This is a genomic window from Streptomyces chilikensis (assembly GCF_001642695.1).
Taxonomy (GTDB): Bacteria; Actinomycetota; Actinomycetes; order Streptomycetales; family Streptomycetaceae; genus Streptomyces; species Streptomyces chilikensis.
This window is the reverse complement of the sequence record NZ_LWCC02000005.1, coordinates 472,944-497,512: the sequence shown is the minus strand read 5'-3', so window position 1 is coordinate 497,512 and position 24,569 is coordinate 472,944. Positions and strand designations below refer to the sequence as shown.

Below are 24,569 nucleotides of genomic sequence, written 5' to 3'. Positions count from 1 at the left end.
GCACGGGGATCGCCGGACGGGCCGGGGCCCGGGTTGTGCCGCCCCGCGACGTCGTCGTCGCGGGGCGGCACCTCTAGGCCGCGGGCGGGCGTGACCGGCGGGCGTGCACCGCACGGCCCAGCCTGCGGCCGATCAGCAGGTGGCCCAGCAGTGCTCCCGTGGTGTTCATGATGACGTCGTCGATGTCGAACGCCCGCCCGGTCACCAGGGATCCCTGCACCAGTTCCACGCACAGCATCACCACCGCGGTGAGCGCGAGCACCCGCAGCATGCCCCGCGCCGCCGGGGCGACCACCGGCACCAGCACCCCGAACGGCACCCCCAGCAGGACGTTTCCGCCGACCTGCTTGAGCGCCTGGAGGGGTTCGTAGGCCGTGAAGTACGTCCGCAGGGAGTCCCCGGGGCGCAGGTTGCTGTGCGTCAGCTCCGCCGAGGCCGGTGACGGGTTGAGCGTCAGCCGGGCCAGCAGGACGGAGAATCCGACCAGCAGTGCGAAACCGGCCAGCACGGCCAGGGCCCGCAGCGGCCAGGGCAGCGGTCGTCGTGCGGGGGGTCCGGACGCCGTCATGCCGTCGCCCGTGCGGATCGCGCGTTCAGTCGCCATAGGTGACCGTCACCTTCTCGAAGCCCAGTGAGTGCAGCAGGCCCTCCAGCATTCCCGTCGTGTTCTTCTCTGCCGTCCTGGTCAGTTCGCTCTCCTTCGCCGCGTCCCCGATGTGCTTCACCGCGAGCTTCTGCACCGCCTGCTCGCTGTTGGGGTTGTCCGAGAAGAGGTCGCCGAGGCGGTCCAGCACCCCACGCTGCTTGGAGACGGCGTACGAGCGCTCGGGATCCAGCGCCGGCCGGCCCAGTTCGGCGTGCGGCAGGCGGAGCGTCGCCTCGGTGCGGTCCTCGTTCACGGTGACGTCCTTCTCGCCGACCTCGCCCAGATCGACGTAGGCGTCCACGGTTCCCGCGCCCACGTAGAGCGTGCGGGTTCCGCGGACCGCGTCGGGCAGGAACCTGGCGTCCTTCTCCAGGTCCACGACCACCTGGAAGTTCCCGGTGGCCGCGTCATGGCGGCTGATGTCCTGGACCGACTTCAGCAGTGCGGGACCGGACCGGTCGTGGGTGTCGGCGCCGAACCAGTCGCCGGGACCGGGGATCCCGCTCAGTTTGATCCCGGCGGCGAGCGCCAGCAGTACGAGCAGCAGTGCTCCCACCCATGCCATGACCCGCGACCCGCGCGCGGAACCTGAGGTCTTCGTCGTCATCCGGGCCTCCCCTTTCCTGCTCACCCTTTCCCGCCCTCGGGCCTCTCAGACAGGGGAATCGACCCGGAGGCCGGACGCCGCGGACGGCCGGGACGGAGGTGGCGCAGGGGGAGCGGGGGAGACCCGGGGACGGTCCGGACGGTGGCGCGGAAGGCGGCCCGGGAGGGGCCCTACCGGAGACCCGGGGCGGTCCTGGCGCCGGGGGCGCGCAGCGCCTCCTCCAGGGTGGGCGCGACCGTCAGCAGCTCCGCCAGGCCGGTGACCCGCAGGATCCTCAGCACCATCCCGTCCGCGCACACCAGCCGTAACTCCCCGCCGCGGGCCAGCACCCGCCGCCGGGCCCGGTACAGCAGCCGCAGACCCGCGCAGTCGAAGAACTCCACGGGCGTCAGGTCGACGACGACGTCGGCCCGGGGGCGCCCCGTCACGGCGTCCAGATGCGGGGAGACCTCCTGCGCGCCGAGGACGTCGATCTCGCCGCGGAGTTCCAGAACCGTGTGGCCCCGGTGCTCGCGCACCCGCAGGTGCCGGGTCAGGGGCGCGGGTTCCTGCCGCACGACGAGATCGCCTCCATCCGGCCGCAGCCTGGCTCGGGTCCGCCCAAGTCCCTTGCCCGGCACGGAAGTTACCCCGACAGAGTGAATTCCAGCATGTTCGATTGACATATGTCTGGCCTTTGGCCGCGAGGTTCGTGTGAGGACCGTCGCACCGGCCCCCGCGCCGGTCCCGCGCCGGCGGCGCCCTCCCCGGGCGCCGGACTCAGTCGACCGTGAGCACCAGCTTGCCCGCGGTGCGTCCCGTCTCGCCCGCGGCGTGCGCGCGCGCCGCCTCGGCCAGCGGGAACGTCTCCGCGACGACCGCCCGCAGCCTCCCGGTGGCCGCCAGGTCCGCGACGGCGCGCATTCCGGCCTGGTCGTCCTCGACCAGCATCACGGCCGTCCGCACGCCCAGCCGCTCGGCCTCGGCGTACAGCTCCCGCGGAAGGGGCAGCAAGGAGACCAGTATCCCGCCCGGGCGGAGCACCCGCAGCGAGCGCAGGGCGTGCTCACCGCCGAACGTCTCCAGCACCACGTCCATCCCGGAGACCGCCTCGGCGAAGTCGGTCTCCCGGTAGTCGATCTGCTCGTCCGTCCCCAGGCTCCTCAGGAACCCGTGCTTCGCGGAGCTGGCCGTCCCCACCACGTACGCGCCCCGGGACTTCGCGATCTGCACCGCCACGTGCCCGACGCCACCGGCGGCCGCGTGCACCAGGAGCCGCTGCCCCGGTCCCAGCACCGCCGTGTCGACCAGCGCCTGCCAGGCGGTCAGCGACACCAGCGGGAGCGCTCCCGCCTGCAGCACGTCCACGCCCTCCGGCCGGGCCACGAAGGCGCGGGCCGGCCCCACGGCGTACTCCGCGTGCGCACCGTGACCGAAGGGGTAGGGCAACATCCCGAACACTTCATCACCCGTTCGGTGGATCGTGACGCCGTATCCGGTCTCCACCACGGTGCCGCACACGTCCCACCCGAGCACGAACGGCGGCTCCCCGAGGAACCCGCCACCGGCCCGGTGCTTCCAGTCCGTGGGGTTGACGCCGGCCGCCCGGACCCGGATCAGCACCTCGCCCGGCCGGGGCGAGGGGCGCTCCGTCTCCACCTCCCGCAGCACGTCAGGGCCGCCGAGGGTGTCCTGCCGGATCGCGCGCATGGTCTTCGAGCCGTTCATGGCCACCAGCCTGCCACCGGTGCCCGCCGGGCGCACGGCGGGTCCGGAGGGCGGACGCCGGAGGAGGGTAGCGCCCGCGGTCTTTCCCCGTGGAATATTCCCGGCCGAATCCCGGGGAGTTGATCCGGCGTGCGGAATTCCGGCTAAGCTCCCCCGCAGCGCTGCGAGTTGGGGCCCTTACGCACCGCGATCGCCTCACCGTCCGCACATGCGTGCCCGTGTGCCCGCGGTGCCGGGGAGGCGGCCGGTGGCACGGTTCGCCGGCGTGTCCCCGGGGTGCCCGCAGGCGCCCCGCCGTGCCTCCCGTCCACCCGTCCGCCAGTTCCCTCCCGACTTCCCCCGCCCGCCTGTCGCTCCGACGTGTCGCCCCGAAGGATGCAGATGGATTTCGCCACACCACCGGTGCGGACCCCGGCCGCCTGGTACAGCTGGTGGCTCATGCCACTGGCGCTGGGCTCCGGAACGGTCGCCTCCGCCTTCCTCGGTCCGGAACCCGCTGTCACCACTCCCGCGGGGGCCGCGGCCACCGCCGCCGGCGCCGTGTGCGTCCGGCTCCTCCTCAGGTCCCAGGACCGGCTGCGGCGCTCCCGGGAGGAGTTCCGGGCCGAGAGCCAGGAGATCGAGCGCCGCTGGCGGCAGCGGGCCGCCGGACTGGAGAGCGAGCTCGCCGCGGCCCGCGCCCAGGCCGACAGCCGCCTCGCCGCCGAACGGGAGGCGCTCGACCAGCGCCTCGCCGAGCGGGACCAGGCGTGGATCGCCACCCGGGGGCGCGACCTGGCCGTCGTCGCCCGGTTCGCCGACCAGCACCTCCCCGAGGCGCTCAAGCGCCTGCGCGACGGGGAGGCGGTGGAGGACCTCCTCCCGCTGGTCGCCGAGGAGCGGGACGTCACCCCCGAGGTGAGGGCCGAACTGCGCAAGGTGCTGCGCACCGCCCTCATCGGCGTCGAGGAGGAGCTCAACCGCTCCACCTCCGCCGAGCAGGCCGTCATCAGCCTCGGCAACCGCATCCACGTCCTGACCAGCAAGCTCCGTGTCCGCCTGCACGAGATGCAGGGCGAGCACGGCCGCCACCCCGTGGTCGCGCAGGGCCTGATGGAACTCGACCAGCAGATCGGTCCCGCCGACTGTCTCGCCGCCTCCATCGGGGTGCTGGGCGGATCGGCCCGCCCCGGCCGCCAGTGGCAGGAGCCCCAGCGGCTGCTCGGCGTGGTCCGCGGCGGCATCGGCCGGATCAAGGACTTCCACCGGGTGGAGGTCCGCCAGTTGCCCGAACTCGGCGTCGACGGCGGTCTGGTGGACCACCTCACGCTGATCTTCGCGCACCTCCTCGACAACGCCGCCCGCTACTCCCCGCCGAGCGAGCCGGTGATCGTCTCCGGCAAGGAGGTCCCCAACGGCGTCGGCATCGAGATCCAGGACGCCGGCAAGGGCCTGAGCGAGGAGAAGAAGCGCGAGGCCGAGCGGTCCCTGGCGGGCGTCCCCGCCGGCTCCGGTCTCGGCGGTCTGTCCGAGGACGCCCACCTCGGCCTGCGGGTCGTGGGCGCCCTGGCCCGCCGGTACGGGATCCGCGTCACCTTCGCCGACTCGCCCTGGCTGGGCACCTCGGTCGTCGTGGTGGTGCCGCACAAGTACTTCAGCCCGCTGGCCGCCGCTCCGGCCGCCACGGCGTCCGAGCGGCCCGCGGGCGTCCCCGCGGTGCCGGCGCAGTCCGAGGCGGAGCACGACACGGACGACGCCGGACACACCGGCGAGTCCACCCCCGGAGGGCTTCCCCGCCGCCGCAGCCTGCGCCGGAGCGCCGCCGAACCGCGGGAGGCCGTGCGGGCCCACGCCGCCCCGCAGCGATCCGCCGGCGTGCCCGACGTCCCCCCCGACGCCTCGTTCGCCGGCCTCGCCGCCTTCGCCACCGCCGGTCGCGACACCCACGCCCCGGCCCCCCGGGCGGCCGCCGACGACCGCGAGTCCACCGAACCCCGTACGGAAGAAAGCGACTGGTCCGCATGACGACGCAGCAGGGAAACGATGTCAGCTGGGCTCTCCGCGACCTCGCGGAGAGCATCCCGGAGATCCGTTTCACCCTGGTGGCCTCCAGTGACGGCAAGGCCATCACCTCCTACGGCGCCGACGACCCCGACGACGTGGACCGCTTCGCCGCCGTGGTCGCCGGACTGCAGGCGCTCGCACAGCCGGTCGCCGAGCAGTTCCCGGCGGCCGCCGGGCAGCTGCGGCTGGCCATGATCGAGGTCGACGGGGGCCACCTGTTCGTGGTCCGGGCCGGTCAGGAGACCTACCTGGGCGTCCTCGCCAAGGAGGGCCTCGACCAGGGCCTGCTGGGACATCAGATGCGGGACCTGGCCCGGAGGATGGGTGAGCTGCTCGGCACCACTCCGCGGCTGGAGGAGCACTCTGGATGAGTGCTCCCCGCCGGCCCACCGACCCGACCGGGCTCGAGCGCTACTACGTCCTCACCGGAGGCCGCAGCAAGCCGGCCGGCCCGGCGGCGACCCTGGACGTGGCGACCCTCGTGGTCTCCCGCACGGGGCCGCAGCCGTCGCCGCAGCCCGGCCTGCAGCACGAGCACGAGGAGATCCTCCGCCGCTGCCGCGAGCCGCTGTCGGTGGCGGAGCTCGGCGCCCACCTGGGGCTGCCCTTCAACATCATCGCGGTGCTCCTGGCCGATCTGCTCGAAGCAGGGCGCGTGGAAACCCGTGACCCCGTCCCGGCGAACTCCGCCGGACTCGGGCCCGACCTCGCGCTCCTTGAGGAGGTACTCAGTGGACTTCAAAGGCTTTGACCCCACCGGCCGGACCACGGCGGCGGACGGCACCCGCTCGGTGAAGGTCATGATCGCCGGAGGCTTCGGCACCGGGAAGACCACGATGGTCCGGTCGGTCAGCGACATCCGTCCGCTCACCACGGAGGAGACGCTCACCCAGGCCAGCGCCGGGGTGGACCACCTGATCGGCGTCACGGACAAGCAGCAGACCACCGTCAGCCTGGACTTCGGCAAGATCGGCATCAACGACCAGCTGGTGCTCTACCTGTTCGGCACGCCGGGACAGGAACGCTTCTGGTTCCTGTGGAACGGGCTCTTCAAGGGCGCGCTGGGGGCGGTGGTCCTGGTCGACACCCGCCGGCTCGCCTCCAGCTTCCGCGCCATAGAGGAGATGGAACGCCAGAACGTCCCCTTCGTGATAGCCCTCAACGTCTTCCCCGACAGCCGCGACCACCCGGTCGAGGAGATCCGCGACGCCCTGGACATCCCGGAGGACATCCCCGTCGTCGCCTTCGACGCCCGTGACCGGGCCGCGAGCCGTGACGTCCTCGTCGCGCTCATACGACACCTGCAGGAACGCGCCGTCGCCCTGGAGCCCCGATGACCGAACGGACCTCCCACGGTCCCGCCACCGCAACCGGCTGCCCCGTCGCCCACGGGGGAGCCACCCGGCTGTACGGGCCCGAGACGACCCACGACATGGAGAGCGTCTACGCGCGGCTGCGCCGCGAGCACGGCGCGGTGGCACCGGTCCTGATCGAGGGCGACGTCCCGGCCTGGCTGGTGCTGGGCTACCGGGAGAACAGGCGGGTGCTCGACAACCCGCTCCAGTTCAGCCGGGACGCCCGGATCTGGCGGGACTGGAAGGAGGGACGCGTCGACGACGACCTGCCGGTGATGCAGATGGTCGGCTGGCGCCCCGACTGCGTCTCCCAGGACGGCGAACCGCACCGGCGGCTGCGCGGCGCGGTCACCGACAGCCTCCAGGCGGTCGCGGGCCGCGGCATCCGGCGCCACGTGGCGCACTTCGCGGACAGGCAGATCGACGCCTTCGCCGGGGCCGGCCGGGCCGACCTGGTGGCCGACTTCGCCGAGTACCTGCCCATGCTGGTGCTCACCCGGCTGTTCGGCCTCGCGGCGAGCGAGGGGCGCAGCCTCGCCGAGTCCAGCAACCACGTCATCAAGGGCGGTGCGGACGCCCTCGTCCACAACGGCCGGATCATGACGATCCTCGGCGAACTCGCCGACCGCAAGCGCCACGAACCGGGCGCCGACTTCACGACCGGACTGCTCGGACACCCCGCCCGGCTCGACGAGGAGGAGATCCTCCACCACCTGCGGCTGGTGCTGATCACCGCGCACACCACCACCAGCAACCTGCTGGCCCGGGTGCTCCAGGCGGTCCTCACCGACGACGCCCGGCTCGCCGCCCTGGTCGGCGGCGAACTCGCCCTGTCCTCCGTGGTGGAGGAGGTCATGTGGAACACCCCGCCGCTCGCCGTGCTGCCCGGCCGGTTCGCCACGGCGGACCTGCAGCTCGGTGACGCCTCGGTCAGGGAGGGCGACATGCTCCTGCTGGGGCTGGCGGCGGGCAACCTCGACCCGGAGATCCGTCCGGACGGCGAGGTGTCGCTCCAGGGCAACCACTCGCACCTGGCGTTCAGCTCCGGCCCCCACGAGTGCCCGGGGCAGGGCATCGGGCACGCCATCATCGAGATCGCGGTCGACGTCCTGCTGCACCGGCTGCCCGGGCTGCGGCTGGCCGTCCCGCCGGAGGCGCTGACCTCCACCGCCTCGACCTGGGTGGCGGGTCTGGACAGCCTGCCGGTGGAGTTCCCCGTCCGGTGACCTGAGCGCGCACCACACGGCGGCCGCGCCCCTCCGCGCCGAGGGGGCGCGGCCGCCGTGTCGTACGCGCTCCCCGCGCCGGACGTCAGCCCACGGACAGCAGGTCGTCCACCGAGCCCCGCCCCGCCCGCTCCGCCGCGGCGGCCGGCGTGTCCTTGTCCGCCGCGTAGCGCCCGGTCACCAGGGCCCACTCGTAGTTCCCGTTGATCCAGTGCTGCACGGCCTCCACGCCCATCCGGGTGCGCAGGCGCTCGTCGTCCGACAGGCCCAGCTCGTCGCACATCTCCGGCACCCGGGCCTCCAGCTCCAGGTACTCCACCAGGCACCCGGCGGTCATCCGGTACGCCTCGGCCGCCGCCTCCTCCCAGGAACAGCCCAGTTCGCGGCGGAGAACGGCTATCAGGTTGTGGCCGTCGCCCCGGCGCCGTTCCCGTTCGAAGGAGTGGATGTCGTTCATGAAGCCGATGACGTCGGCGGCCAGGTCCCGCATCCGCTCCATCACCGGGTGCGCCTGGACCTGGGCCGGCACCTCGAAGCGGCGGCTGCGCTCGCCGGCGTCGATGCTGTGGTGTATGCCCACCGTCCGGCGGCGGAACTCCGCGTACTCCTTCACCGTGAGCGTGCCCTCGAGTCCGGCCGCCGCCAGGTCCACCTCCTCGCAGTGCGCGGTCAGGAACCGCCCCCACGAGGCGGCGAACCTGGTCCGCCAGGTGAGCGACATGCCGTGCGACAGGTGGCCCCAGACCTCCGCCCAGGCCTCGGTGATCGGGCACACCACGCGCGGCGGGGTACCGGCCGGGCGCAGCGGGGTGACGATCAGTTCACGGGCCACCTCGGTGACCCGGTCGGCCCGGTCCGGCCGGCCGGCGTCGAACTGGTCGTCGAAGAGGAAGGCGAGGGAGAACCAGTTCATCAGCACCGTCATGTCCTCGGCGGAGGCGTACGGGTAGGTCCGCGCCGCCGCCTGCGGCAGGTCCCACGAGCAGTACTCCTCGAACCCCGCGTCGCTCCGCACCAGCCCCCGGTCACGGACCCAGCGCAGGTGCCGCTCCCGCGCGTACTCCAGATGCGGGCTGACCGGTGTGGAGAAGGGCAGGTCGAAGGTGACGTCCTGAGGCATGGGGGTTCCTTTCGGGACGGGCTGTGGGCTCCAAAGGCGTCTTGAACAAGCCAAGTCGACACAGAGCCGTTCCGAAGCTGCCCTTCCGGTCACACGCGCATACCCTTCAAACATGTGACCTGCATTACTCCCCGGGTCATGTGCCGGGAGAACGTGCTCCCGCCCGGATCCCCGCCCGCGGCCCGCCACAAGGAGAACCGGGGCCCCGGATCCTCCGGAGCCCCGGCCGCGGCACGGTGACCGGTGTCAGTCCCGGCCCTTGCCCTTCGCCTTCTCGGGCCACACGCCGGTCCGGTGCTCGACCGCCTGGGCGCTGGTCCGGTCGATGACCGCCCGGACCACGGCGAAGATGGCTCCCTGGATCGCCGCTGCCAGCAGGATCTCGCCCCATCGGCGGTCCCGGTCCAGGGCGTCCGGCGCGTCGTCCTCGTGCCTGATCGCCTTCCAGGTCTTCTGGAAGGCGGCGGTGGCCAGCCGACCGCCGCCCCAGCTGACCGCGAAGCCGAGGGGCTTGTAGACGGTGGGCAGGTGCTGCTTCTTCTGCGTGTACGTGGCCAAGGTGTTTCTCCTCTGTTCCTCGGTCGGCCGGCCGGCCGGGACCGGTCGGCCGGCGTGGTCGGTCAGGACGGTCGCGGACGCCCCGCTGCGGGGACCTCCTCGGCCGGCGGAACCGGACCCGGAGGCGTCCCGTCGCCGAACGGCCGCCCGCCGAGCTGCTCCCGGTGGTGCGGAGTCAGCCACGCCGACAGGTCCGGTCCCACCGGCACCACCCGGGTGGGGTTGATGCCGGTGTGCACCATGTAGTAGTGCCGCTTGATGTGGTCGAAGTCGACCGTGTCCCCGAAGCCGGGGGTCTGGAAGAGGTCGCGGGCGTAGGCCCAGAGCACCGGGTTCTCCGTCAGCTTCCACCGGTTGCACTTGAAGTGGCCGTGGTAGACCGGGTCGAAGCGCACCAGGGTGGTGAACAGCCGGATGTCCGCCTCGGTGATGGTGTCGCCCACCAGGTAGCGCCGCCGCTCCAGCCGCCCGGCCAGCCGTTCCAGCCGGGCGAACACCGCGTCGCAGGCCTCCTCGTAGTCGGCCTGGCTGGTCGCGAAGCCGGCCCGGTACACCCCGTTGTTGACGTCCCGGTAGACGTCCTCCATCACCTCGTCGATCTCCGCCCGGAGCGCCTCGGGGTACAGGTCCGGCGCGCCCTCGCGATGACGGCCGGTCCACTCGGTGGCGAAGTCCAGGGTGATCCGCTGGAAGTCGTTGGTGACCAGTGCGCCGCTCGGGACGTCGACGATCGCGGGCACGCTGACGCCGCCGGGGTAGTCCTTCTCGCGCCGGTCGTAGGCCTCGTGGAGGAACCCGATGCCGAGCACCGGGTCACGGTCGCCGGGGTCGAGGGTGAAGCGCCAGCTGCGGTCGTCCTGAATGGGGTCCGTGACCGCCATGGAGATCGCGTCCTCCAGGCCCAGCAGCCGCCGGGAGATCACCGCCCGGCTCGCCCACGGACAGGCCCGGCTGACCACCAGCCGGTAGCGCCCCGGTTCCACCGGCCAGCCGTCCCGGCCGTCGGCCGTGATCCGGTCCGCGAAGTGGCTCCGCGACCGTTCGAACTTCTCGCGGCCGTACCGGGTGTTTCCCTCGCCGCCCATCGCCGCCCGCCCTCTCGCCTGCCGTCCGCGGACCGGATGGTGTCCGCTCCCAGGGACGCGTTCCCCCTTTTCGGCGTTCGGCACCGCCGAAGATCCCGGGCGGCACGTCGGCACGGTGGCACGGCGGTGCGTGCGCGGGGCGGGGGAGAGGGGGCCGGCCGGGGCGGCGGTGGGGGAGCGGAGCGGTTCCCACGGCGTGAGGAGGGCCGGGACGCTGGTGGGCCCCGCCACGACGGGGGAGCGCGGCGGGGCCCGACAAGCGTCTGCCCCGCCCTCACGGGTTCATGCGTGCCGGCCCGGCGGGAATTTCCGCGGCCCCGGAGATCGCCCCTCCGGGCGGGGCCGTGCCGGGCTCCGGGTCACCCGGTACAGGCGACGGCGGGACCGGCCACCATCCCGCCGGTGCGGAACGTCTGCCCCTTGGGCATCCAGTACCCGAGCTTCGACACGACGGTCGAGCAGGTGTCGGTGGTGGTGGCCCGGACGACGACCGTCGAGGGGTTGCCCGGCTGGAGGTCGGTGAGCGCGCAGTCCAGCGAGTGGACCAGACGCTCCTTCGACGGATGGCGGCCGATCAGCGGGTTGACGCAGCGGGCGTCGTCGGTGGTGAGCCGGATCCCGGAGTCCTCCTCGCCGATCAGGCCGAACCGGCCGCTGCCGTCGCCCTCCTCGCTGTCCCGGTGCACGGTGTAGGTCAGCACGGTGGTCCGGCCCGGGCGCAGCCGTTCCCGGTCCACCTCGATGCGGTGGGTGGGCGCGCGCAGCGGCTCCGTGAGGGTGAGCGGGGCGCGCGCCCCGCCCCGCAGGTCGATCCCGGCGGGCGTGGAGCGGACCCGGACCTCGGCGGTGATCTCGTACGTGCCCGGGCCGGGACGGTCGGCGGATCCGGGCAGCGCGCCCCGGGCGACCACCTCGCCGTCCTTGCGGGCCGTCCAGGTGCCGGAGGTGCGGCAGGCGTACGTCCTGCCGCCGGGCGCCGAGCAGGAGGCGGGGGCGGAGAGGGCGAGGGAGGGCCCGCCGGTGGAGGTGCAGAGGCTGACCGCGGCCTTCGCGCCGCTCCCGCCGCGCAGGACGCCGGCCGGCGCGCAGAGGGTCTCCGCGGCGGCCTCCGCGGCGGCCGGGGCCGCGGCGGGAGCGGAGCCGCGGCCGTCGGACGGCGGAGGTTCCGGCGACCGGGATCCGAACAGCGGGGTGAGGGCGGTCAGCGCCACGATCACCGCTCCCGCGGTCAGGGCGGCGCGGGTCCGCCGGGTGAGCGTGGCACGGGGCGGCGGGGTCGGGGATGCCGGCACCGGTTCCTCCGGGGGTAGGGAGCGTCGGGTCCGCCGCCGAGCATGGAGGACCGCTCCCCCTCGGCCGCCGCCGCAGCCACCTGACACGCCGCCCGCTCACCTGGGGGCACCAACGGCGCGCCGCCGCGGCGGCCGCCCGGGAGAACGGCTACCCCTCGCCGAACGCCGTGACGGAGACCGCCGCGTTGCCGGAGACCGGCACCTCGCCGCCTTCCCACCGCACGCTCAGCGGCTGCCGCTCGTCCGGCGGCGTGACCAGCAGGGTGGCGGGGACCTTCGCCTCCGAGCCGGTGAGCCGCGGATCGCTGAAGGACAGCGTCGCCCACGCGCTCTCTCCCGGGGACAGCTCGACCGTGGTGACCGGCGTCCCCCTGGTCCGGCGCGGGTCGGGGCCCAGCTGAGTCCCGGAGGCGTCCGTGAAGGCCGCGCCCGGATATCCGCGCAGCGTGCAGGAGCGCTGCGACCGGTTGGTGAGGGCCACCGGGAAGCCGCGCTGCCCCGCTCCCGCGTCGCCCGGTCCGACCGAGGCCGCCAGCCCGGAGGTGCGGCAGCGACTCGGTGAACCTCCCCGGGACTCCGGGGCGGCGGAGGAGGCGGGCGGACCCGACGGGGCGGCGGAGGCCGGGGCCGAGGAGGCGGCGGAGGACGCGGAGGCCGTGGGGGACGCGTCCGTCGCCCGGCCGCCCGCGCGGGCGGAGGAACCGTCGTCGGTCTGCGAACAGCCGGCCAGCAGTACCGGAACGCACAGCGCCGCGGCCACCGGCCACGGGACGCCGCGCCGGCGCGGCGCGCGCGAGGGGCCCATTCGTCCACACCTCCGGGAGATCGTCGTGCCGGATGCTCCCGTCATGCTCCTCCGGCGGACCGGATCCGCAAAGGCCGGATCCGGACTGCTCACGCCTCGTCGAGAAGGGCCAGCTCCGCCCAGATCGTCTTGCCGTCAGGCGTGTGCCGGGTGCCCCAGCGCTGGGTCAGCTGGGCCACCAGCAGCAGGCCGCGGCCGCCCTCGTCGAAGGTCCGGGCCCGGCGCAGGTGGGGGGCGGTGTGGCTGGTGTCCGACACCTCGCAGATCAGCGTGGTGGAGCCGTGGATCAGCCGCAGCCGGATGGGGCGCGCCCCGTACCGGATGGCGTTGGTGACCAGTTCGCTGACCACCAGCTCCGCGGTGAAGGCGGCGTCCTCCAGGCCCCAGTGGTCGAGCTGCTTCACCGCCTGCTTGCGGATCGCCGCCACCAGCGCCGGGTCGGCCGGGATGTCCCAGGTCGCCACCTTGGAGGCGGGCAGGCCACGCGTCCGCGCCAGCAGCAGGGCGACGTCGTCGGCCACGTCGCCCCTGGGGAGCAGCGTCGCCAGGACCTGCTCGCAGCTCTCGTCCAGCGAAGCGGCCGGCTCCGCCAGCGCCTCCTGCAGCAGGACGCGGCCGGCGTCCACGTCCAGGCCCCGGTTCATCACCAGGCCGTCGGTGTAGAAGGCGAGGACGGTCCCCTCGGGCAGGTCCAGTTCGGCCGCCTCGAACGGCAGTCCGCCCACGCCCAGCGGGGGACCGGCCGGCATCTCCACCGGCTCGGGAAGGCCGCCCGGAAGGACCATGAGCGGCGGCTGGTGCCCGGCCCGCGCCAGGGAGCAGCGCCGCGACACCGGGTCGTAGACCGCGTACAGGCACGTCGCGCCGACCTCGCCCGGACTGCCGTCGTTCCCCGCCTCCTCGGAGAGGCGGACCACCAGGTCGTCGAGGTGGGTGAGGAGTTCGTCGGGCGCGAGGTCGATGTCCGCCAGGGTGCGCACCGCGGTGCGCAGGCGGCCCATGGTGGCGGAGGCCTGCACGCCGTGGCCCACCACGTCGCCGACCACCATCGCCACCCGCATCCCGGAGAGCGGGATGATGTCGAACCAGTCCCCGCCCACCCCGCCGGCCCGGGCCGCCGGCAGGTAGCGCGAGGCGGCCTGCAGCGCGGCCGTGATGGGCAGCGAGCGCGGCAGCAGGCTCCGCTGCAGCGCCAGTGCCACCTCCCGCTCCCTCGAGTAGCGCCGGGCGTTGTCGATGCCGACGGCGGCCGTCGCCGCGACCTCCTCGGCCAGCAGCACGTCGTCGCGGGAGAAGGGCTCCTGCTGCCGGTGCCGGGTGAGCAGCGCCACGCCGAGGATCATGCCGCGCGCCCGCAGCGGCACCGCCATCGCCGAGTGCATGCCGACCTCGACGGCCCGGGTGTCGAGGCCGTCGCGGTACGCGAAGCGCCGCGCCAGGGCCCGCGGCGTGTCGGTGACCACCAGGGTCCGTGCCTGGCTGAGCGACTCCGCCTGCAGCGTCGTCGCGGGATAGGCGGCCAGTTCGCCGACGTCCGGCAGGCCGCGCGCCCGGGTGACCACCGAACGGTCGGCGACCCGGCGCAGCCTCACCGGAACGGTCGGCGGCGGCGGTTCCGAGGGCGGGTCGCCGCCGTCCTCCGGGTCCAGCAGGTCGACGGACACGTGGTCGGCGAGCGCCGGCACCAGCACGTCGGCGAACTCCTGCGCGGTGCGCCGGACGTCGAGCGTGGTGCCCACCCGGGTGCTCGCCTCGTTGACCAGCTCGAGGCGTTCACGGGCGCGCAGCTGCTCGGTGAAGTCGTGGGAGGCGAGGGACACGCCGCGGATCTCCCCGCGGTCGTCGCGGACCGGCGCCATGCTGGTCAGCCAGGCGCGCGACGTGCTGCCGCCGATCTGCGGGATGTAGACGCGCACCGACCGGTGCTCGCCGGTCTCCAGGACCTGGCGCATGGCCTGTTCGACCTCGGTGAGTTCCGGGCGCGCGCCGATGTCGGTCACCCGCAGCCCGCGCAGCCGGTCGGCCGGGGCCCCCAGCACCCTCGCCATGTCGGCGTTCATGGCGCGCAGCCGCAGGCCGGTGTCGAAGACGGCCGTCGCGCAGGGGGACTGCACCAGCTCCACCACCGCCAGCGGATCGTCGGGCCGCAGCGGGCCGGAGGTCTCGCCGACCGGCGCGACCAGCAGCCAGTGGCCGGGACGGCCCGCACGCGGAGGCCTGCGGTGGCCGATCAGGCCCACCGGCACCGTCCGCCCGTCGCGGTGGCGCAGCGACACGGTCGCCGTCGTCCGGCGCTCGACGGACAGGGGCGCGAGCAGACCCTCGCAGCCGCCCTCGACGGCGCACAGTTCGGAGGCCGGGCGGCCCACCACCTCGTCCGGGCCGTACCCCAGGAGCCGGACGGCGCCGTCGTTCCACTCGAGCACCACGCCGTCGTCGTCGACGACGGCCCGTGCCGTCGCGGCATCGTCCAGCGGGTTGACCGGGCTCATGGTCGGCACTCCATCGCGGGCACTTTCCGTGACCGTCGCGTCACGTCGGTCCCAGCGTAGTCCCTCCGAGGGGGGCGTGTGCCGCCGCCTTGGGCCGGGCGAGCGGCGGCACCCGCCCCGGCCGGCCCGGGGAAGGGCCCGGCGTCCGGCGCGCGGACCACCGCGGGTACCGGTCCGAACGGGTGTACCCACGGTTGTGACCTGCGTGTTTTTACGCTCCGGTGGACGAGCGGTACCTTGGCGCCATGCCAGCTCTCAATGTGGAGTTCAGCGACCGCGAGCTCGAGGACCTGCGGCAGATCGCCAAGGAGCGCGGTACCTCCATGAAGGCCCTGGTCCGCGAGGCGGCGGCGGCGGACATAGCGCGGCACCGGGCGCTGCAGGAGGGCGCCGAGGCATTCCGCCGTTTCTTCAGCACGCACGCCGACGAGTTCGCCGCCGCCTTCCCGGACGACGAGCCGCCGCTCCGGGGCGCGGGCCGGGCCGCCTGACCCATGTCCTCGCCCCTGCACATCGACGTGCCCTGGCTGCTGCACCGGCACGAGGAGGTCCTGCCGGACCAGCCGACCATCACCGACTTCTCGGCGCTGGTCGCCGCCGTGGCCCGGCACCGGGTGGACCCGCCCCGCCTCGGCGTGGACTCCGATCCGGCCTGGCGCGCCGCGGCCCTGCTGCACACCATCGCCGTGCTCAGGCCGCTTCCGTCCTCCAACGCCCGGTTCGCGTGCGCCACGGCGGTGGCCTACATGTACGCCAGCGGGGCGGGCATCGACCCGCCCTACGGCGCGCTCGTCGACCTCGCCCGCGACCTGATCGCGGGCAAGGCCGACGTCTACGGGGCCGCCGACCGCCTCAGGGAATGGCAGCTGTGATCCACCGGCGGCCCGGCCCACGGTCAGCGCCGCCTTCGGTGACTGGTGTCGCACCACGGATAGCGCTCACTCAGCCGGCAGGTGCACAGCGCCACCCGGAAACGGTCCGAGGACGCCACCGTGCCGTCCTCGAGCTCCACCTCCACCGGACCGTCCACCAGCACCGGTCCGCGGCGCGGCACCACGATGCGCCGCGCGTCCGCCGGACGCCCGGACGGCGCCGGAGCGGCGCTCCGGCGCGCCGTGTCGTCCCGCGGGCTCTGCTCAGACGGGTCGTTCTGCACGGACCACCACCAGCTCTTCCCTCTCGGCACGCGCCTGCTCCGGGGAGATCAGCCCCCGCTGCCGCAGCCAGTGCACCCGGTCCCGGAGCACCGGTCCGAAGGCCACCTGCCGCCGCAGGGTCACCGCGGCCTTGAGCCCGGCGGCCCGCAGCTGCTCCACGGTCGCGACGGGCCCGGAGAGCTCCGAGTGCACCATCAGCAGCACACCGCCCGGGCGCAGCAGCCCCGGCGCCTCCCGGCAGATCCGGTCGACCACCAGCCGTCCGTCGTCCCCGGCGTCCCAGGCCCGTGCCTTGCGCGGACGTCCGCGCAGCCCGCCCGGAGGCGCCGGCACGTACGGCGGATTGGCGGTGATCACGTCGAACGCCTGGCCCCGGACCGGAGCGAACAGGTCGCCGCGCACCGCGCGCACCCTGACCCGGTGCAGCAGGGCGTTGATCCGGACGCCGACGACCGCGCGGCGGGAGACGTCCACGGCCGTGACCTCGCCGCCCCGGCGTGCGGCGGCCAGGGCCAGCGCGCCCGAACCGGTGCCCACGTCGAGGACGCGGGCGCCGGCCGGGAAGGATTCGTCGGCCAGGGCTTCGGTGAGGAGGACCGTGTCGTCCTGCGGGGCATACACCCCGGGAATTACCAAGGGATGATTCACACGGGCCGAATACCCCGGTGCGACCGCACCATGGCTCACCGGCCCGTTCGCGTCACCCGTCCAGTACCGCGGCCGGACGCGCCGTCCGCCGCCGGTCACCGCCCCGCTCACGCGACCACCGCCGCGGTCTCCGCGAGCGGGGAGCGCATCGCGGTGCCGTTCCCCCGCCAGCCGGCCATGACGTGGTCCGCCAGCCGGTCCTCCAGGAACACCGTGGCGTCGATGCCGAAGACCACGTCGTCCTCCAGGTACGGCTCCTCCTCCAGCAGGCCGCCGATCACCTCGTGCCGGACCACCTGCTCGTGCACCGCGTCCGCCTCGACGTGCTCGTCGTAGAAGAACTCGGCCGCCGGGCCCGCGCCGGTGCGCCGCATCGCCTCCGCGAGGCGGCGGGAGCCGGGGGAGGAGGTGATCTCGACGGCGGCGAAATGACCCACCAGCGCGCCGCGCAGGGCGCGGTGCAGGCCCAGCAGGGACATCAGGTTGACCACGGCCAGCGCCGGGGCGGGGGAGGGGTCCAGGTAGCGGCCGTAGGAGTCGTCCAGGCCGAGGTCCCTCATGAGGTCGGCGAACAGCTTGGCGTGCACGCGGTCGGCACGGCCGCCGCCGAACTCGTCGAACTCCACGGACACCATGGCGGCCTTGGCCCGCCCCCACAGCCGGGGCAGCACCCAGGCGTGCGGGTCCGCCTCCTTGAGGTGGTAGACGGAGCGCATCGCGGCGTACTCGCGCAGGTGGCGCAGCTCGCCCTCGTCGCGCAGGAACCAGGTGACGCCCGTCCCCTCGGCCGGCTCCGTCAGCAGGTCCTTGACGGCGGACCGCACGTCCCGGTGCACCGGGACGTCCCGGCGCAGTGCCTCCAGGAACCGGTGCTCCATCGCCCGCCGCACGGCGAGCAGGCCGGGATCCCACTCCATGGCCGGGTCGACGCCCGCGAAGCCGCGGTAGTGCAGTTCGTAGCAGCAGTACAGGGCGAGCTGGAGGTCGTCGCCGTACGGATCGGCGGTCCCGGCGCTCTCCGGGGCGGGCGGCGGGCCCTCGCCGCGAAGGAGCGCGAGGACACCCGCGGACAGCGGGCCGCGGGGCGCGGGAAGTCCGGGGGCGTGGGGGTCGTGAAGGTCGTCGCGGTCGTGACTCATGCCGCCCGGGTACCCGCCGCGACGCCGGGTACCCGGGCGGACCTCCAGGTCAGCCCTGCCGCCGGGCCTGTTCCTGGGCATCCGGGGCGGGCGAGACGGCGTCGCCCGCCCCGCCGGGCCGGCCCCGGTCGTCCGCGGCCCGGTCCCGGTCGGTGACGCGGGCCGCGGCCCGCTCGGCCTCCCGGAAGGCCTCGGCCAGCGCGGTGCGCGGCGGCTCGTCCCGGTGGTCGCCCTGGTCGCCGTGGTCGTGATGGTGGTTCACCGTTCGTCTCCTCGGTTGCACGGGTGCTGTCGTGTCGGCCCCGGAGGGGCGGACTGCGGGTACCCGGTACGGCCCCGGACAAGACCCGTCGGCGCCCGTCACGCCCTCTGGCGCCGGACCAGCTCGTGCAGGCGTCCTCCCCGGTCGGCCAGCAGTTCCGCGGGAGTGCCGGTCTGCGCCACCCGTCCCTCGTCCATCACGATCACCCGGTCGGCGTCCATCACCGTGGACAGCCGGTGCGCGATCACCACGCGGGTCGCCTCCAGCGCACGGGTGCTCTCGATGACCCGCCGCTGGGTCTCGTTGTCCAGCGCGCTGGTCGCCTCGTCGAGGAACAGGATCCGCGGTCCGCGGATCAGCGCCTGCGCGATCATCAGCCGCTGCCGCTGCCCGCCGGACAGGGAGCCGCTGCCGGCCACCAGGGTGTGCAGCCCCATCGGCATCCGCCGGATGTCGTCCCCCAGGCCGGCCAGCTCCGCCGCCGCCATCACCTCCTCGGGCGAGTACGGCTCGTGTCCGCGGATGACGTCCAGCACCGAGCCGGTGAACGGCTGGGCGTGCTGCAGCACCACACCGCACTGCCGCCGCACGGCCGCCCGGTCCAGCGCGGCCAGGTCCTGGCCGTCGTAGAGGACGCTTCCGGAGTCGGGCCGGTCGAAGCCGATCAGCAGCCGCAGCAGCGTCGACTTGCCGCAGCCGCTCGGTCCGACGACGGCCAGGAACTCACCGGGCCGCACCGTGAAGGAGACGTCGTCCAGCACCGGCGGCCCGTCGGGCGTGTAGCGGAACGACAGCCGCCGCGCCTCGATCGCCCCGGAGAGCCGCCCCGGCGGGGTGCTCGCCCGCCGCACCTCCGGCACCGCGTCCAGCACCGGTCGGAGCTCCTCGAACAGCGGCAGCGCGGCGGCGACCGAGACCGCGGCGCCGGTGAGCTGGGTGACCGAGCCCAGCAGCATCGTCACGGCCGTGTTGAAGGCGAGGAAGTCCGCGGCCGGCATCGCGCCGCGCGCCGGGCCCGCCAGCAGCACGAACATCAGCAGCGAGCACACCGGGAGGGCCACCGAGCCGAGCACCGCGTTGAGGTTCTTGATGCCCCCGAGCCGGCGGTGCATCTCGCGGCTGCGGGCGAACTCGCCCGCCCACGCGGCGTAGGCGTAGTTCTCGGCCGCCGCGACCCGCAGCTTGGGCAGGCCCCGCAGGGTCTGGAACGCCTGGTTGTTGAGCTTGTGGGTGAGCCGCACCAGCCGGCGCTGCCACCGCACCTGCCACAGGCCCAGCAGCAGGAACGCCGCGGCGAGCACCGCCAGCAGGGCCACGGCGGCCAGCGCCATGGTCACGTCGTACCAGAGCAGCAGTCCCAGGCTGACCGTCCCGACCGTCAGCGACTGGACCGCCACCGGCCCCACGCCGGCCAGCAGCTGCCGGATCCGGCTGATGCCCATCGCCGCCCCGGCCAGCTCGCCGGTGGACCGGCCGGCGAAGAAGGCCGCCGGCAGCCGCAGCAGCCTGTCCCACACGGCCGGCTGCAGCACGGCCTCGATCCGGCCCTCCAGCCGCAGCATCGTCAGGTTCTGCAGCAGCAGGAACACCGCCGACACCACGGCCGCCACCACCACGGCGGTGCAGGCCAGCGCGATCAGGTCGGTGCGGGCCTGCGGCACGTACTGTCCCAGCACCTTGTCGGTGACCACCGGCACGGTCACCCCCACCGCCACCGTCACCAGTCCGCCGAGCAGCAGGGAGGCCACGTCCCCGCGGGCGCCGGCCAGCACGAACCGGACCAGGCGCAGCGGGGTGACGCGCCGCTCGGGGAGGGGACGGAAGAACATCACCGCGCGCGCGTCGTAGTCGTCCGCGTTCTGCGCGCCGATCCGGTTCTCCCGGCCCGTGGTCGGATGCACCGCCACGTAGCCCCCGCGCCGCCACAGCAGCGCCACCGGGGCGCCGGACAGCGCCCGGAAGCCCAGCAGCGGGCCGACGTCCTCCTTCCACCAGCGGCCGCCGCCCAGCCGCACGGTCCGTGTGCGCACCCGGGAGGCGGCGGCGATCCGCTCCACCGGGTCCAGCCGCTCGGCGCCCGCGGCGCCGCGGGCCGGATCGGTGAGCGTGATCCCCGAGGCCCGGGCCACCAGGCGGCAGGCCGCCCAGGTGGCGTCCTCGTCCACGTCGGTGATCCGGCGGCGCGAGCGGCCGCCCAGTGACGCCAGCAGGGTGCGGTCCGCACGGTCACGCGCCTCCCGGCCGGCCCGGATGCCCGCCGCGGCGCGGCTCTCGTACGACCTCTCCTGCTGCTCGATCCAGCGGTCCAGGGTGGAGAGCAGCCGGAACTGCCGGTCCACCATGCCCTGCCAGAGCGCCGGGTCCACCAGCAGGTCCGCGGCGGCCTCCGCGCCGTACACCGACCCGTGGGCGACGCCGCCGGGCGGCACGTGCATCCAGAAGACGTCCTCGTCGGCCTTCCTGGCCATGTGCTCGGCCGTCCGCCGGAAGCCCGGCTCGGTGGAGAACCCCTCGGTGAACTCGGCGGTGAACACGGCCGCCATCGGGGCCTGGAACAGCACCGACAGCCCGCGCCCCACGCCGAGGGCCAGAGCGTGCTCCAGCGGGCCCGGCCCCGACGCGGTGTCCCGGGGACCCGGACCGAGCGGGTTGCCGTACGCGTCGTACGTCCAGGTCCCCCCGGCCACCGGCTGGTACAGCTCGCGCAGCTGGACGCGGCGCACCGCGCAGTCCCGCAGCGGCCGTGCCACCAGGGTGTGCTGGGGTCCGGAAACCGGGCCGAGCAGCAGCGATCCCGCCTCCAGCCGGCCCAGATGGTGCCAGTGGCCCTGCCCCACGACGTCCACCGCGAACAGGTCGAGCGCGCCCGCGGCGACCAGCCACAGCACCTGCGGACCCTCCAGGTCCAGCCGCGGGCCGGAGCAGTCCACGGGCGTGCCCAGTCCGTCCAGGGCGCCGAGCACCTGGTCGCCGTCGTCCACGGACGTCATCTACCGCTCCCTGACCAGTTGTGCGTAGGCCCCGCCCGCGGCCAGCAGCCGGTGGTGCGTGCCGCGTTCCGCGATCACGCCGTGCCGGAGCACGACGATCTCGTCGCTGTCCCGGACCGTGCTCAGCCGGTGGGCGATGACCACGCAGGCGCAGCCCCGGCGGCGCAGGTTGTCCATCACCACCAGCTCGGTCTCGGCGTCCAGCGCGCTGGTGACCTCGTCGAGGACCAGGACGCTGGGACGGCGGACCAGGGCGCGGGCGATCTCCAGCCGCTGCCGCTGCCCGCCGGAGAAGTTGCGGCCGTCCTGCTCCACCGGGCTGTGGATGCCGCCGGGGCGGCGCATCACCACGTCGTAGAGGGCCGCGTCCTTCAGCGCGTCCACCACCGCCTCGTCCGGGACGGACGGGTCCCACAGGGCGACGTTGTCGCGGACCGTGCCCTCGAAGAGGAAGACGTCCTGGTCGACGAAGGAGACCGAGGCGGCCAGCACCCCGCGCGGAATGTCCTCCAGTCGCCGCCCGTCGATCCGGATCGTCCCCTCCCAGGGCGTGTAGAGGCCGGCGAGCAGCCGCGCCACCGTCGACTTGCCGCTGCCGGAACCGCCGACCAGCGCCACCTGCTGCCCCGGGCCCACCGTCAGGTCGAAGCCGCTGAGCAGCGGCTCGTCCAGCGGGCTGTAGCCGAAGGTGATGTCGCACAGCTCGACGTGCCCGCGCAGCCGGCGGGTGGAGTCCTCGCCGCCGCGCGCGTGCAGCGGGTCGGGCGCGAAGTTCTCCACGTCCTTCAGCCGGGCCACGTCGGCCGCGAAGTCCTGGATCCGCCCGGCCACGCCGTTGAGGCGGGTCAGCGGCGCGGTGAAACGGGTCACCAGCGCCTGGAAGGCGACCAGCAGACCCACCGTGATGTGGCCCTCCACCGCGCGCAGGCCGCCGATCCACAGGATCAGCGCACTGTTGAGGGTGGCGAGGACCGGCGCCACCACGCCCAGCCAGGCGGTGGGCACGCCCAGGCGCTGCTGCTCCTCCAGGGTGACGGCGTGCTGTCCGGCCCACGTGCGGAAGTAGCCGTCCTCTCCGCCGGTCGCCTTCATCGTCTCGATCAGCTGGAGACCGGTGTAGGCGGTGTTGGTGAGCCGCGCGGAGTCGGCGCGCAGTTTGGCGGTCCGGGTGGCGCGCAGCCGCACCACCACCCGCATGGCCACCACGTTGAGCAGCGCCACGCCGATCCCGACGGCGGTGAGCTGCGGGTCGTACGTGTACAGCAGCACCGCGTACACCACGACCACGACCGCGTCGACACCGGCGGAGGCCAGGTCCCGGGAGAGGGTCTCGGCCACCGAGTCGTTGGACTCCAGCCGCTGCACCAGGTCGGCCGGGCCGCGCTGGGAGAAGAAGGTGACCGGCAGCCGCAGCAGGTGGCGCAGGAACCGGGCGCTGGAGAGGGTGGACGAGATGATCCGCCCGCGCAGCAGATTGCCCTGCTGGAGCCAGGTCAGCACCGCGGTGAGGAGCACGCAGGCGCCCATCGAGGTGAACAGCACGTCCAGCAACGAGGTCCGGCCGCCGATGAGGAAGGTGTCGATGTAGGTACGGCTGAGCGCCGGCACCGCCGCGCCGACCAGCACCAGCAGCAGGCTGGCCAGCACGGCGGCGGGCAGGGCGCCCGCGGTGCCGCGCAGCCTGGCGGGGAGCGCGCCGAGCGCGCCCGGGCGGCGTCCGCCGCGCCGGAAGTCCGGTCCCGGTTCCATCACCAGCACCACACCGGTGAAGCTGGTGTCGAAATCCTCCGCCGGCACGAACCGGCGGCCCTTGGCGGGGTCGTTGACGTACGCGCCGCGCCGGCCGAGGCGCCGCCCCATGCCGTCGAGGACGACGTAGTGGTTGAACTCCCAGAACAGGACGGCCGGGGCCTTGACCTCGGCGAGGGCCGCGGTGTCCATCTGCATGCCCTTGGCGGTCAGGCCGTACCTCCGGGCCGCCTTCAGCAGGTTGCCGGCCCGCGAGCCGTCGCGGGAGACGCCGCAGGCGATCCGCAGTTCCTCCAGGGGCACATGGCGGCCGTGGTGTCCGAGCACCATGGCGAGCGCGGCCGCGCCGCACTCCACGGCCTCCATCTGCAGCACGGTCGGGGTGCGCACGGTACGCAGGCGCCTCCGGCGGGCCGGAGGCCTCCTCTCCGGGGCGGCCCGGCGCCGGCCGCGGACGGGCGGCGGCAGGTCCTTCCGGGCGGTCGCGGGCTGGGTGGTCACGGCAGGAGCCAATCGACGGGGTGCTGGTCGGCCACGCGGACGGAGGCGGTGGCCTGTGTCATGGAGTCCAGACGGAAGGGCGGACCGTCCTCGGTGGACCAGGCGTAGCCGCTCCTCGTCGAGGACGAGCGGACCAGCGCCACGGTGACGGCCACGGGCGCGCCGTCCTCGGTGAGACGTCCGGCCAGCTGGGAGTCGCCCAGGAAGGAGTCGATGCGGCGCGCCGACTGCGGGCGCCGTTCCACCGACCTCACCTCGCCGCGCAGCACCCCGTACCGGGAGGCCGGCGCGGTCTGCACGGTGAGGTCCACCCGGTCGCCCTCACGGACCTCGGCCGCCTCGCCGGCCGGGACGTACACGGTGGCGTACAGGGGCGCGTCGGCGTCCGCCGCCTTCTCGACCGCCGCCACGTCCGCGCCGGTCCGCAGGACGGCCCCGACGTTCACGGCGAGGGCGGTGACGCGTCCGGCCTCGACGGTCCGGACCAGGACGTCGCCCTCGACGGCGCGCACCCTCAGGACCGGCGCCCGGGCGGCGAGCCGGTCCCCCTCCTCGGCCAGCACCTCGGTCACCTGCCCGGTGACGGGGCTCTGCAGGACGTAACCGCCCTGCCCGTGGCTGAGCACGGCCGGCGCGCTCACGGTGGTGACGACCGAACCGGTCACCGCCCACACGGAGGCGGCGGCCATCACGGCCAGGGTCACCGAGAGCACCAGCCGGCCCTGGGGCCGCGCGAGCCGGGCGGGCAGCTCGAGATCCTCCGGTGACCGCAGCTTGTCGAGGGCCTGCTGACGGAACTGCACGGAACTTCTTTCGGCTGTACGGACATACCGGCCGCCGAGGCGGGAACCGGTGCGGAACGCCGGGAATCCCGGAGCCGCGTGACGGCTCCGGGACTCGGCGGCACGGTGTCCGACCGGAAAGGGGCCGGTCAGGAGCCGCGTGCGATCAGAGGCCGTTGACCAGGCCGGTGACCGGAGCGGTGTTCAGGCCGGTGGTGCCCTCGACCGTGGAGATCGCGGTGTTGAGGACGCCGGAGACCGGGACGACGCCGTCGACGACGCCGGTCACGGCACCGAGGGTCTCACCGAGCAGACCGCCGGAGACGTTGTCCAGCTCGGCGTCGGAGATCTCGGCGGTCTCGACCTGGGGGACGAAGTTCATGGGGAACTTCCCTTCGTAAGGAC

25 protein-coding genes are annotated in these 24,569 nt (G+C 74.2%); 7 read left to right on the top strand and 18 right to left on the bottom strand.

Annotated elements, in window-relative coordinates; translation table 11 throughout:
• Positions 1 to 73 precede the first annotated feature (73 nt).
• The 4 genes from A2U95_RS02400 to A2U95_RS02385 all read right to left on the bottom strand — a co-directional run bounded on the left by A2U95_RS02400 (position 74) and on the right by A2U95_RS02385 (position 2,960).
• Complete coding sequence (locus A2U95_RS02400; RefSeq protein WP_166020585.1) at positions 74 to 604, bottom strand: VanZ family protein; 531 nt, start codon at positions 602 to 604, stop codon at positions 74 to 76.
• Positions 594 to 1,253, bottom strand: a complete 660-nt coding sequence (locus A2U95_RS02395; RefSeq protein ID WP_166020584.1) for a DUF4230 domain-containing protein — start codon at positions 1,251 to 1,253, stop codon at positions 594 to 596. The genes A2U95_RS02400 and A2U95_RS02395 overlap by 11 nt, the downstream gene beginning before the upstream one ends.
• 170 nt (positions 1,254 to 1,423) lie before the next feature.
• Positions 1,424 to 1,810, bottom strand: coding sequence for an anti-sigma factor antagonist (locus A2U95_RS02390; protein WP_240957170.1), 387 nt, complete (start codon positions 1,808 to 1,810; stop codon positions 1,424 to 1,426).
• A 202-nt stretch (positions 1,811 to 2,012) separates the two neighbouring features.
• Positions 2,013 to 2,960, bottom strand: coding sequence for an NADP-dependent oxidoreductase (locus A2U95_RS02385; RefSeq protein ID WP_166020582.1), 948 nt, complete (start codon positions 2,958 to 2,960; stop codon positions 2,013 to 2,015).
• A 381-nt stretch (positions 2,961 to 3,341) separates the two neighbouring features.
• Here A2U95_RS02385 and A2U95_RS02380 point away from each other — a divergent pair, with 381 nt between their 5' ends.
• Genes A2U95_RS02380 through A2U95_RS02360 form a run of 5 tightly spaced genes read left to right on the top strand, consistent with a single transcriptional unit; the run spans position 3,342 to position 7,584 of the window.
• Positions 3,342 to 4,964, top strand: a complete 1,623-nt coding sequence (locus tag A2U95_RS02380; RefSeq protein ID WP_166020581.1) for a sensor histidine kinase — start codon at positions 3,342 to 3,344, stop codon at positions 4,962 to 4,964.
• Complete coding sequence (locus A2U95_RS02375; protein WP_166020580.1) at positions 4,961 to 5,374, top strand: roadblock/LC7 domain-containing protein; 414 nt, start codon at positions 4,961 to 4,963, stop codon at positions 5,372 to 5,374. The genes A2U95_RS02380 and A2U95_RS02375 overlap by 4 nt, the downstream gene beginning before the upstream one ends.
• Positions 5,371 to 5,754, top strand: coding sequence for a DUF742 domain-containing protein (locus A2U95_RS02370; RefSeq protein WP_151774034.1), 384 nt, complete (start codon positions 5,371 to 5,373; stop codon positions 5,752 to 5,754). Before A2U95_RS02375 ends, A2U95_RS02370 begins: the two co-directional genes overlap by 4 nt.
• The gene (locus A2U95_RS02365) at positions 5,735 to 6,340 is read left to right on the top strand and encodes a GTP-binding protein (protein ID WP_166020579.1); all 606 of its coding nucleotides are present in this window, start codon (positions 5,735 to 5,737) and stop codon (positions 6,338 to 6,340) included. The genes A2U95_RS02370 and A2U95_RS02365 overlap by 20 nt, the downstream gene beginning before the upstream one ends.
• Positions 6,337 to 7,584, top strand: a complete 1,248-nt coding sequence (locus tag A2U95_RS02360; RefSeq protein WP_166020578.1) for a cytochrome P450 — start codon at positions 6,337 to 6,339, stop codon at positions 7,582 to 7,584. The genes A2U95_RS02365 and A2U95_RS02360 overlap by 4 nt, the downstream gene beginning before the upstream one ends.
• A gap of 85 nt (positions 7,585 to 7,669) precedes the next feature.
• Here A2U95_RS02360 and A2U95_RS02355 read toward each other — a convergent pair whose 3' ends face one another.
• The 6 genes from A2U95_RS02355 to A2U95_RS02330 form a co-directional block, all read right to left on the bottom strand.
• A complete protein-coding gene (locus tag A2U95_RS02355) occupies positions 7,670 to 8,704 on the bottom strand; it encodes a 7-epi-alpha-eudesmol synthase (protein ID WP_166020577.1) in 1,035 nt (344 codons plus the stop codon).
• Between the two features lie 246 nt (positions 8,705 to 8,950).
• Positions 8,951 to 9,262 (bottom strand): DUF4235 domain-containing protein, encoded by a 312-nt coding sequence (locus tag A2U95_RS02350; protein ID WP_166020576.1) that lies wholly within the window; start codon positions 9,260 to 9,262, stop codon positions 8,951 to 8,953.
• 62 nt (positions 9,263 to 9,324) lie between these two features.
• A complete protein-coding gene (locus A2U95_RS02345) occupies positions 9,325 to 10,347 on the bottom strand; it encodes a glutathione S-transferase family protein (protein WP_166020575.1) in 1,023 nt (340 codons plus the stop codon).
• A gap of 359 nt (positions 10,348 to 10,706) precedes the next feature.
• Complete coding sequence (locus A2U95_RS02340; RefSeq protein WP_240957169.1) at positions 10,707 to 11,639, bottom strand: hypothetical protein; 933 nt, start codon at positions 11,637 to 11,639, stop codon at positions 10,707 to 10,709.
• A 148-nt stretch (positions 11,640 to 11,787) separates the two neighbouring features.
• Positions 11,788 to 12,444: a DUF4232 domain-containing protein gene (locus A2U95_RS02335; protein ID WP_166020574.1), complete on the bottom strand. Its 657-nt coding sequence runs from the start codon at positions 12,442 to 12,444 to the stop codon at positions 11,788 to 11,790.
• Between the two features lie 89 nt (positions 12,445 to 12,533).
• Positions 12,534 to 14,936 carry a SpoIIE family protein phosphatase gene (locus tag A2U95_RS02330; protein WP_166020573.1) on the bottom strand — a complete coding sequence of 801 codons (2,403 nt, stop codon included), beginning with the start codon at positions 14,934 to 14,936 and terminating at the stop codon, positions 12,534 to 12,536.
• A gap of 245 nt (positions 14,937 to 15,181) precedes the next feature.
• Between A2U95_RS02330 and A2U95_RS02325 the strand changes: the two genes are divergently transcribed.
• Positions 15,182 to 15,427: a hypothetical protein gene (locus A2U95_RS02325; RefSeq protein WP_166020572.1), complete on the top strand. Its 246-nt coding sequence runs from the start codon at positions 15,182 to 15,184 to the stop codon at positions 15,425 to 15,427.
• Positions 15,428 to 15,430: 3 nt separating this feature from the next.
• Positions 15,431 to 15,808 (top strand): toxin Doc, encoded by a 378-nt coding sequence (locus A2U95_RS02320; RefSeq protein WP_166020571.1) that lies wholly within the window; start codon positions 15,431 to 15,433, stop codon positions 15,806 to 15,808.
• A 23-nt stretch (positions 15,809 to 15,831) separates the two neighbouring features.
• Here A2U95_RS02320 and A2U95_RS32380 read toward each other — a convergent pair whose 3' ends face one another.
• The 8 genes from A2U95_RS32380 to A2U95_RS02280 form a co-directional block, all read right to left on the bottom strand.
• Positions 15,832 to 15,996, bottom strand: coding sequence for a CDGSH iron-sulfur domain-containing protein (locus A2U95_RS32380; protein ID WP_240957405.1), 165 nt, complete (start codon positions 15,994 to 15,996; stop codon positions 15,832 to 15,834).
• A 76-nt stretch (positions 15,997 to 16,072) separates the two neighbouring features.
• On the bottom strand, positions 16,073 to 16,714 hold the full coding sequence (locus A2U95_RS02310) for a HemK2/MTQ2 family protein methyltransferase (RefSeq protein ID WP_166020569.1): 642 nt from the start codon (positions 16,712 to 16,714) through the stop codon (positions 16,073 to 16,075).
• A gap of 134 nt (positions 16,715 to 16,848) precedes the next feature.
• The gene (locus A2U95_RS02305) at positions 16,849 to 17,880 is read right to left on the bottom strand and encodes an iron-containing redox enzyme family protein (protein WP_166020568.1); all 1,032 of its coding nucleotides are present in this window, start codon (positions 17,878 to 17,880) and stop codon (positions 16,849 to 16,851) included.
• A 49-nt stretch (positions 17,881 to 17,929) separates the two neighbouring features.
• Positions 17,930 to 18,142, bottom strand: coding sequence for a hypothetical protein (locus tag A2U95_RS02300; protein WP_166020567.1), 213 nt, complete (start codon positions 18,140 to 18,142; stop codon positions 17,930 to 17,932).
• Positions 18,143 to 18,240: 98 nt separating this feature from the next.
• Entirely contained in the window at positions 18,241 to 21,132 is a 2,892-nt protein-coding gene (locus A2U95_RS02295) for an NHLP bacteriocin export ABC transporter permease/ATPase subunit (protein ID WP_166020566.1), read from the bottom strand.
• Positions 21,133 to 23,349 carry an NHLP family bacteriocin export ABC transporter peptidase/permease/ATPase subunit gene (locus A2U95_RS02290; RefSeq protein ID WP_166024712.1) on the bottom strand — a complete coding sequence of 739 codons (2,217 nt, stop codon included), beginning with the start codon at positions 23,347 to 23,349 and terminating at the stop codon, positions 21,133 to 21,135.
• Between the two features lie 29 nt (positions 23,350 to 23,378).
• Positions 23,379 to 24,185, bottom strand: coding sequence for an HlyD family efflux transporter periplasmic adaptor subunit (locus A2U95_RS02285; RefSeq protein WP_166020565.1), 807 nt, complete (start codon positions 24,183 to 24,185; stop codon positions 23,379 to 23,381).
• 145 nt (positions 24,186 to 24,330) lie between these two features.
• Positions 24,331 to 24,546 carry a type A2 lantipeptide gene (locus A2U95_RS02280; RefSeq protein WP_166020564.1) on the bottom strand — a complete coding sequence of 72 codons (216 nt, stop codon included), beginning with the start codon at positions 24,544 to 24,546 and terminating at the stop codon, positions 24,331 to 24,333.
• Positions 24,547 to 24,569 lie beyond the last annotated feature (23 nt).

Bases quoted from the DNA above. Each gene is read 5' to 3' on its own strand.
- A2U95_RS02385 (WP_166020582.1), bottom strand. From the start codon at position 2,960: ATGAACGGCTCGAAGACCATGCGCGCGATCCGGCAGGACACCCTCGGC.
- A2U95_RS02280 (WP_166020564.1), bottom strand. From the start codon at position 24,546: ATGAACTTCGTCCCCCAGGTCGAGACCGCCGAGATCTCCGACGCCGAG.
- A2U95_RS02325 (WP_166020572.1), top strand. From the start codon at position 15,182: ATGCCAGCTCTCAATGTGGAGTTCAGCGACCGCGAGCTCGAGGACCTG.
- A2U95_RS02345 (WP_166020575.1), bottom strand. From the start codon at position 10,347: ATGGGCGGCGAGGGAAACACCCGGTACGGCCGCGAGAAGTTCGAACGG.
- A2U95_RS02320 (WP_166020571.1), top strand. From the start codon at position 15,431: ATGTCCTCGCCCCTGCACATCGACGTGCCCTGGCTGCTGCACCGGCAC.
- A2U95_RS02330 (WP_166020573.1), bottom strand. From the start codon at position 14,936: ATGAGCCCGGTCAACCCGCTGGACGATGCCGCGACGGCACGGGCCGTC.
- A2U95_RS02295 (WP_166020566.1), bottom strand. From the start codon at position 21,132: ATGACGTCCGTGGACGACGGCGACCAGGTGCTCGGCGCCCTGGACGGA.
- A2U95_RS02305 (WP_166020568.1), bottom strand. From the start codon at position 17,880: ATGAGTCACGACCGCGACGACCTTCACGACCCCCACGCCCCCGGACTT.
- A2U95_RS02395 (WP_166020584.1), bottom strand. From the start codon at position 1,253: ATGACGACGAAGACCTCAGGTTCCGCGCGCGGGTCGCGGGTCATGGCA.
- A2U95_RS02360 (WP_166020578.1), top strand. From the start codon at position 6,337: ATGACCGAACGGACCTCCCACGGTCCCGCCACCGCAACCGGCTGCCCC.
- A2U95_RS02335 (WP_166020574.1), bottom strand. From the start codon at position 12,444: ATGGGCCCCTCGCGCGCGCCGCGCCGGCGCGGCGTCCCGTGGCCGGTG.
- A2U95_RS02370 (WP_151774034.1), top strand. From the start codon at position 5,371: ATGAGTGCTCCCCGCCGGCCCACCGACCCGACCGGGCTCGAGCGCTAC.
- A2U95_RS02355 (WP_166020577.1), bottom strand. From the start codon at position 8,704: ATGCCTCAGGACGTCACCTTCGACCTGCCCTTCTCCACACCGGTCAGC.
- A2U95_RS02375 (WP_166020580.1), top strand. From the start codon at position 4,961: ATGACGACGCAGCAGGGAAACGATGTCAGCTGGGCTCTCCGCGACCTC.
- A2U95_RS02400 (WP_166020585.1), bottom strand. From the start codon at position 604: ATGGCGACTGAACGCGCGATCCGCACGGGCGACGGCATGACGGCGTCC.
- A2U95_RS02380 (WP_166020581.1), top strand. From the start codon at position 3,342: ATGGATTTCGCCACACCACCGGTGCGGACCCCGGCCGCCTGGTACAGC.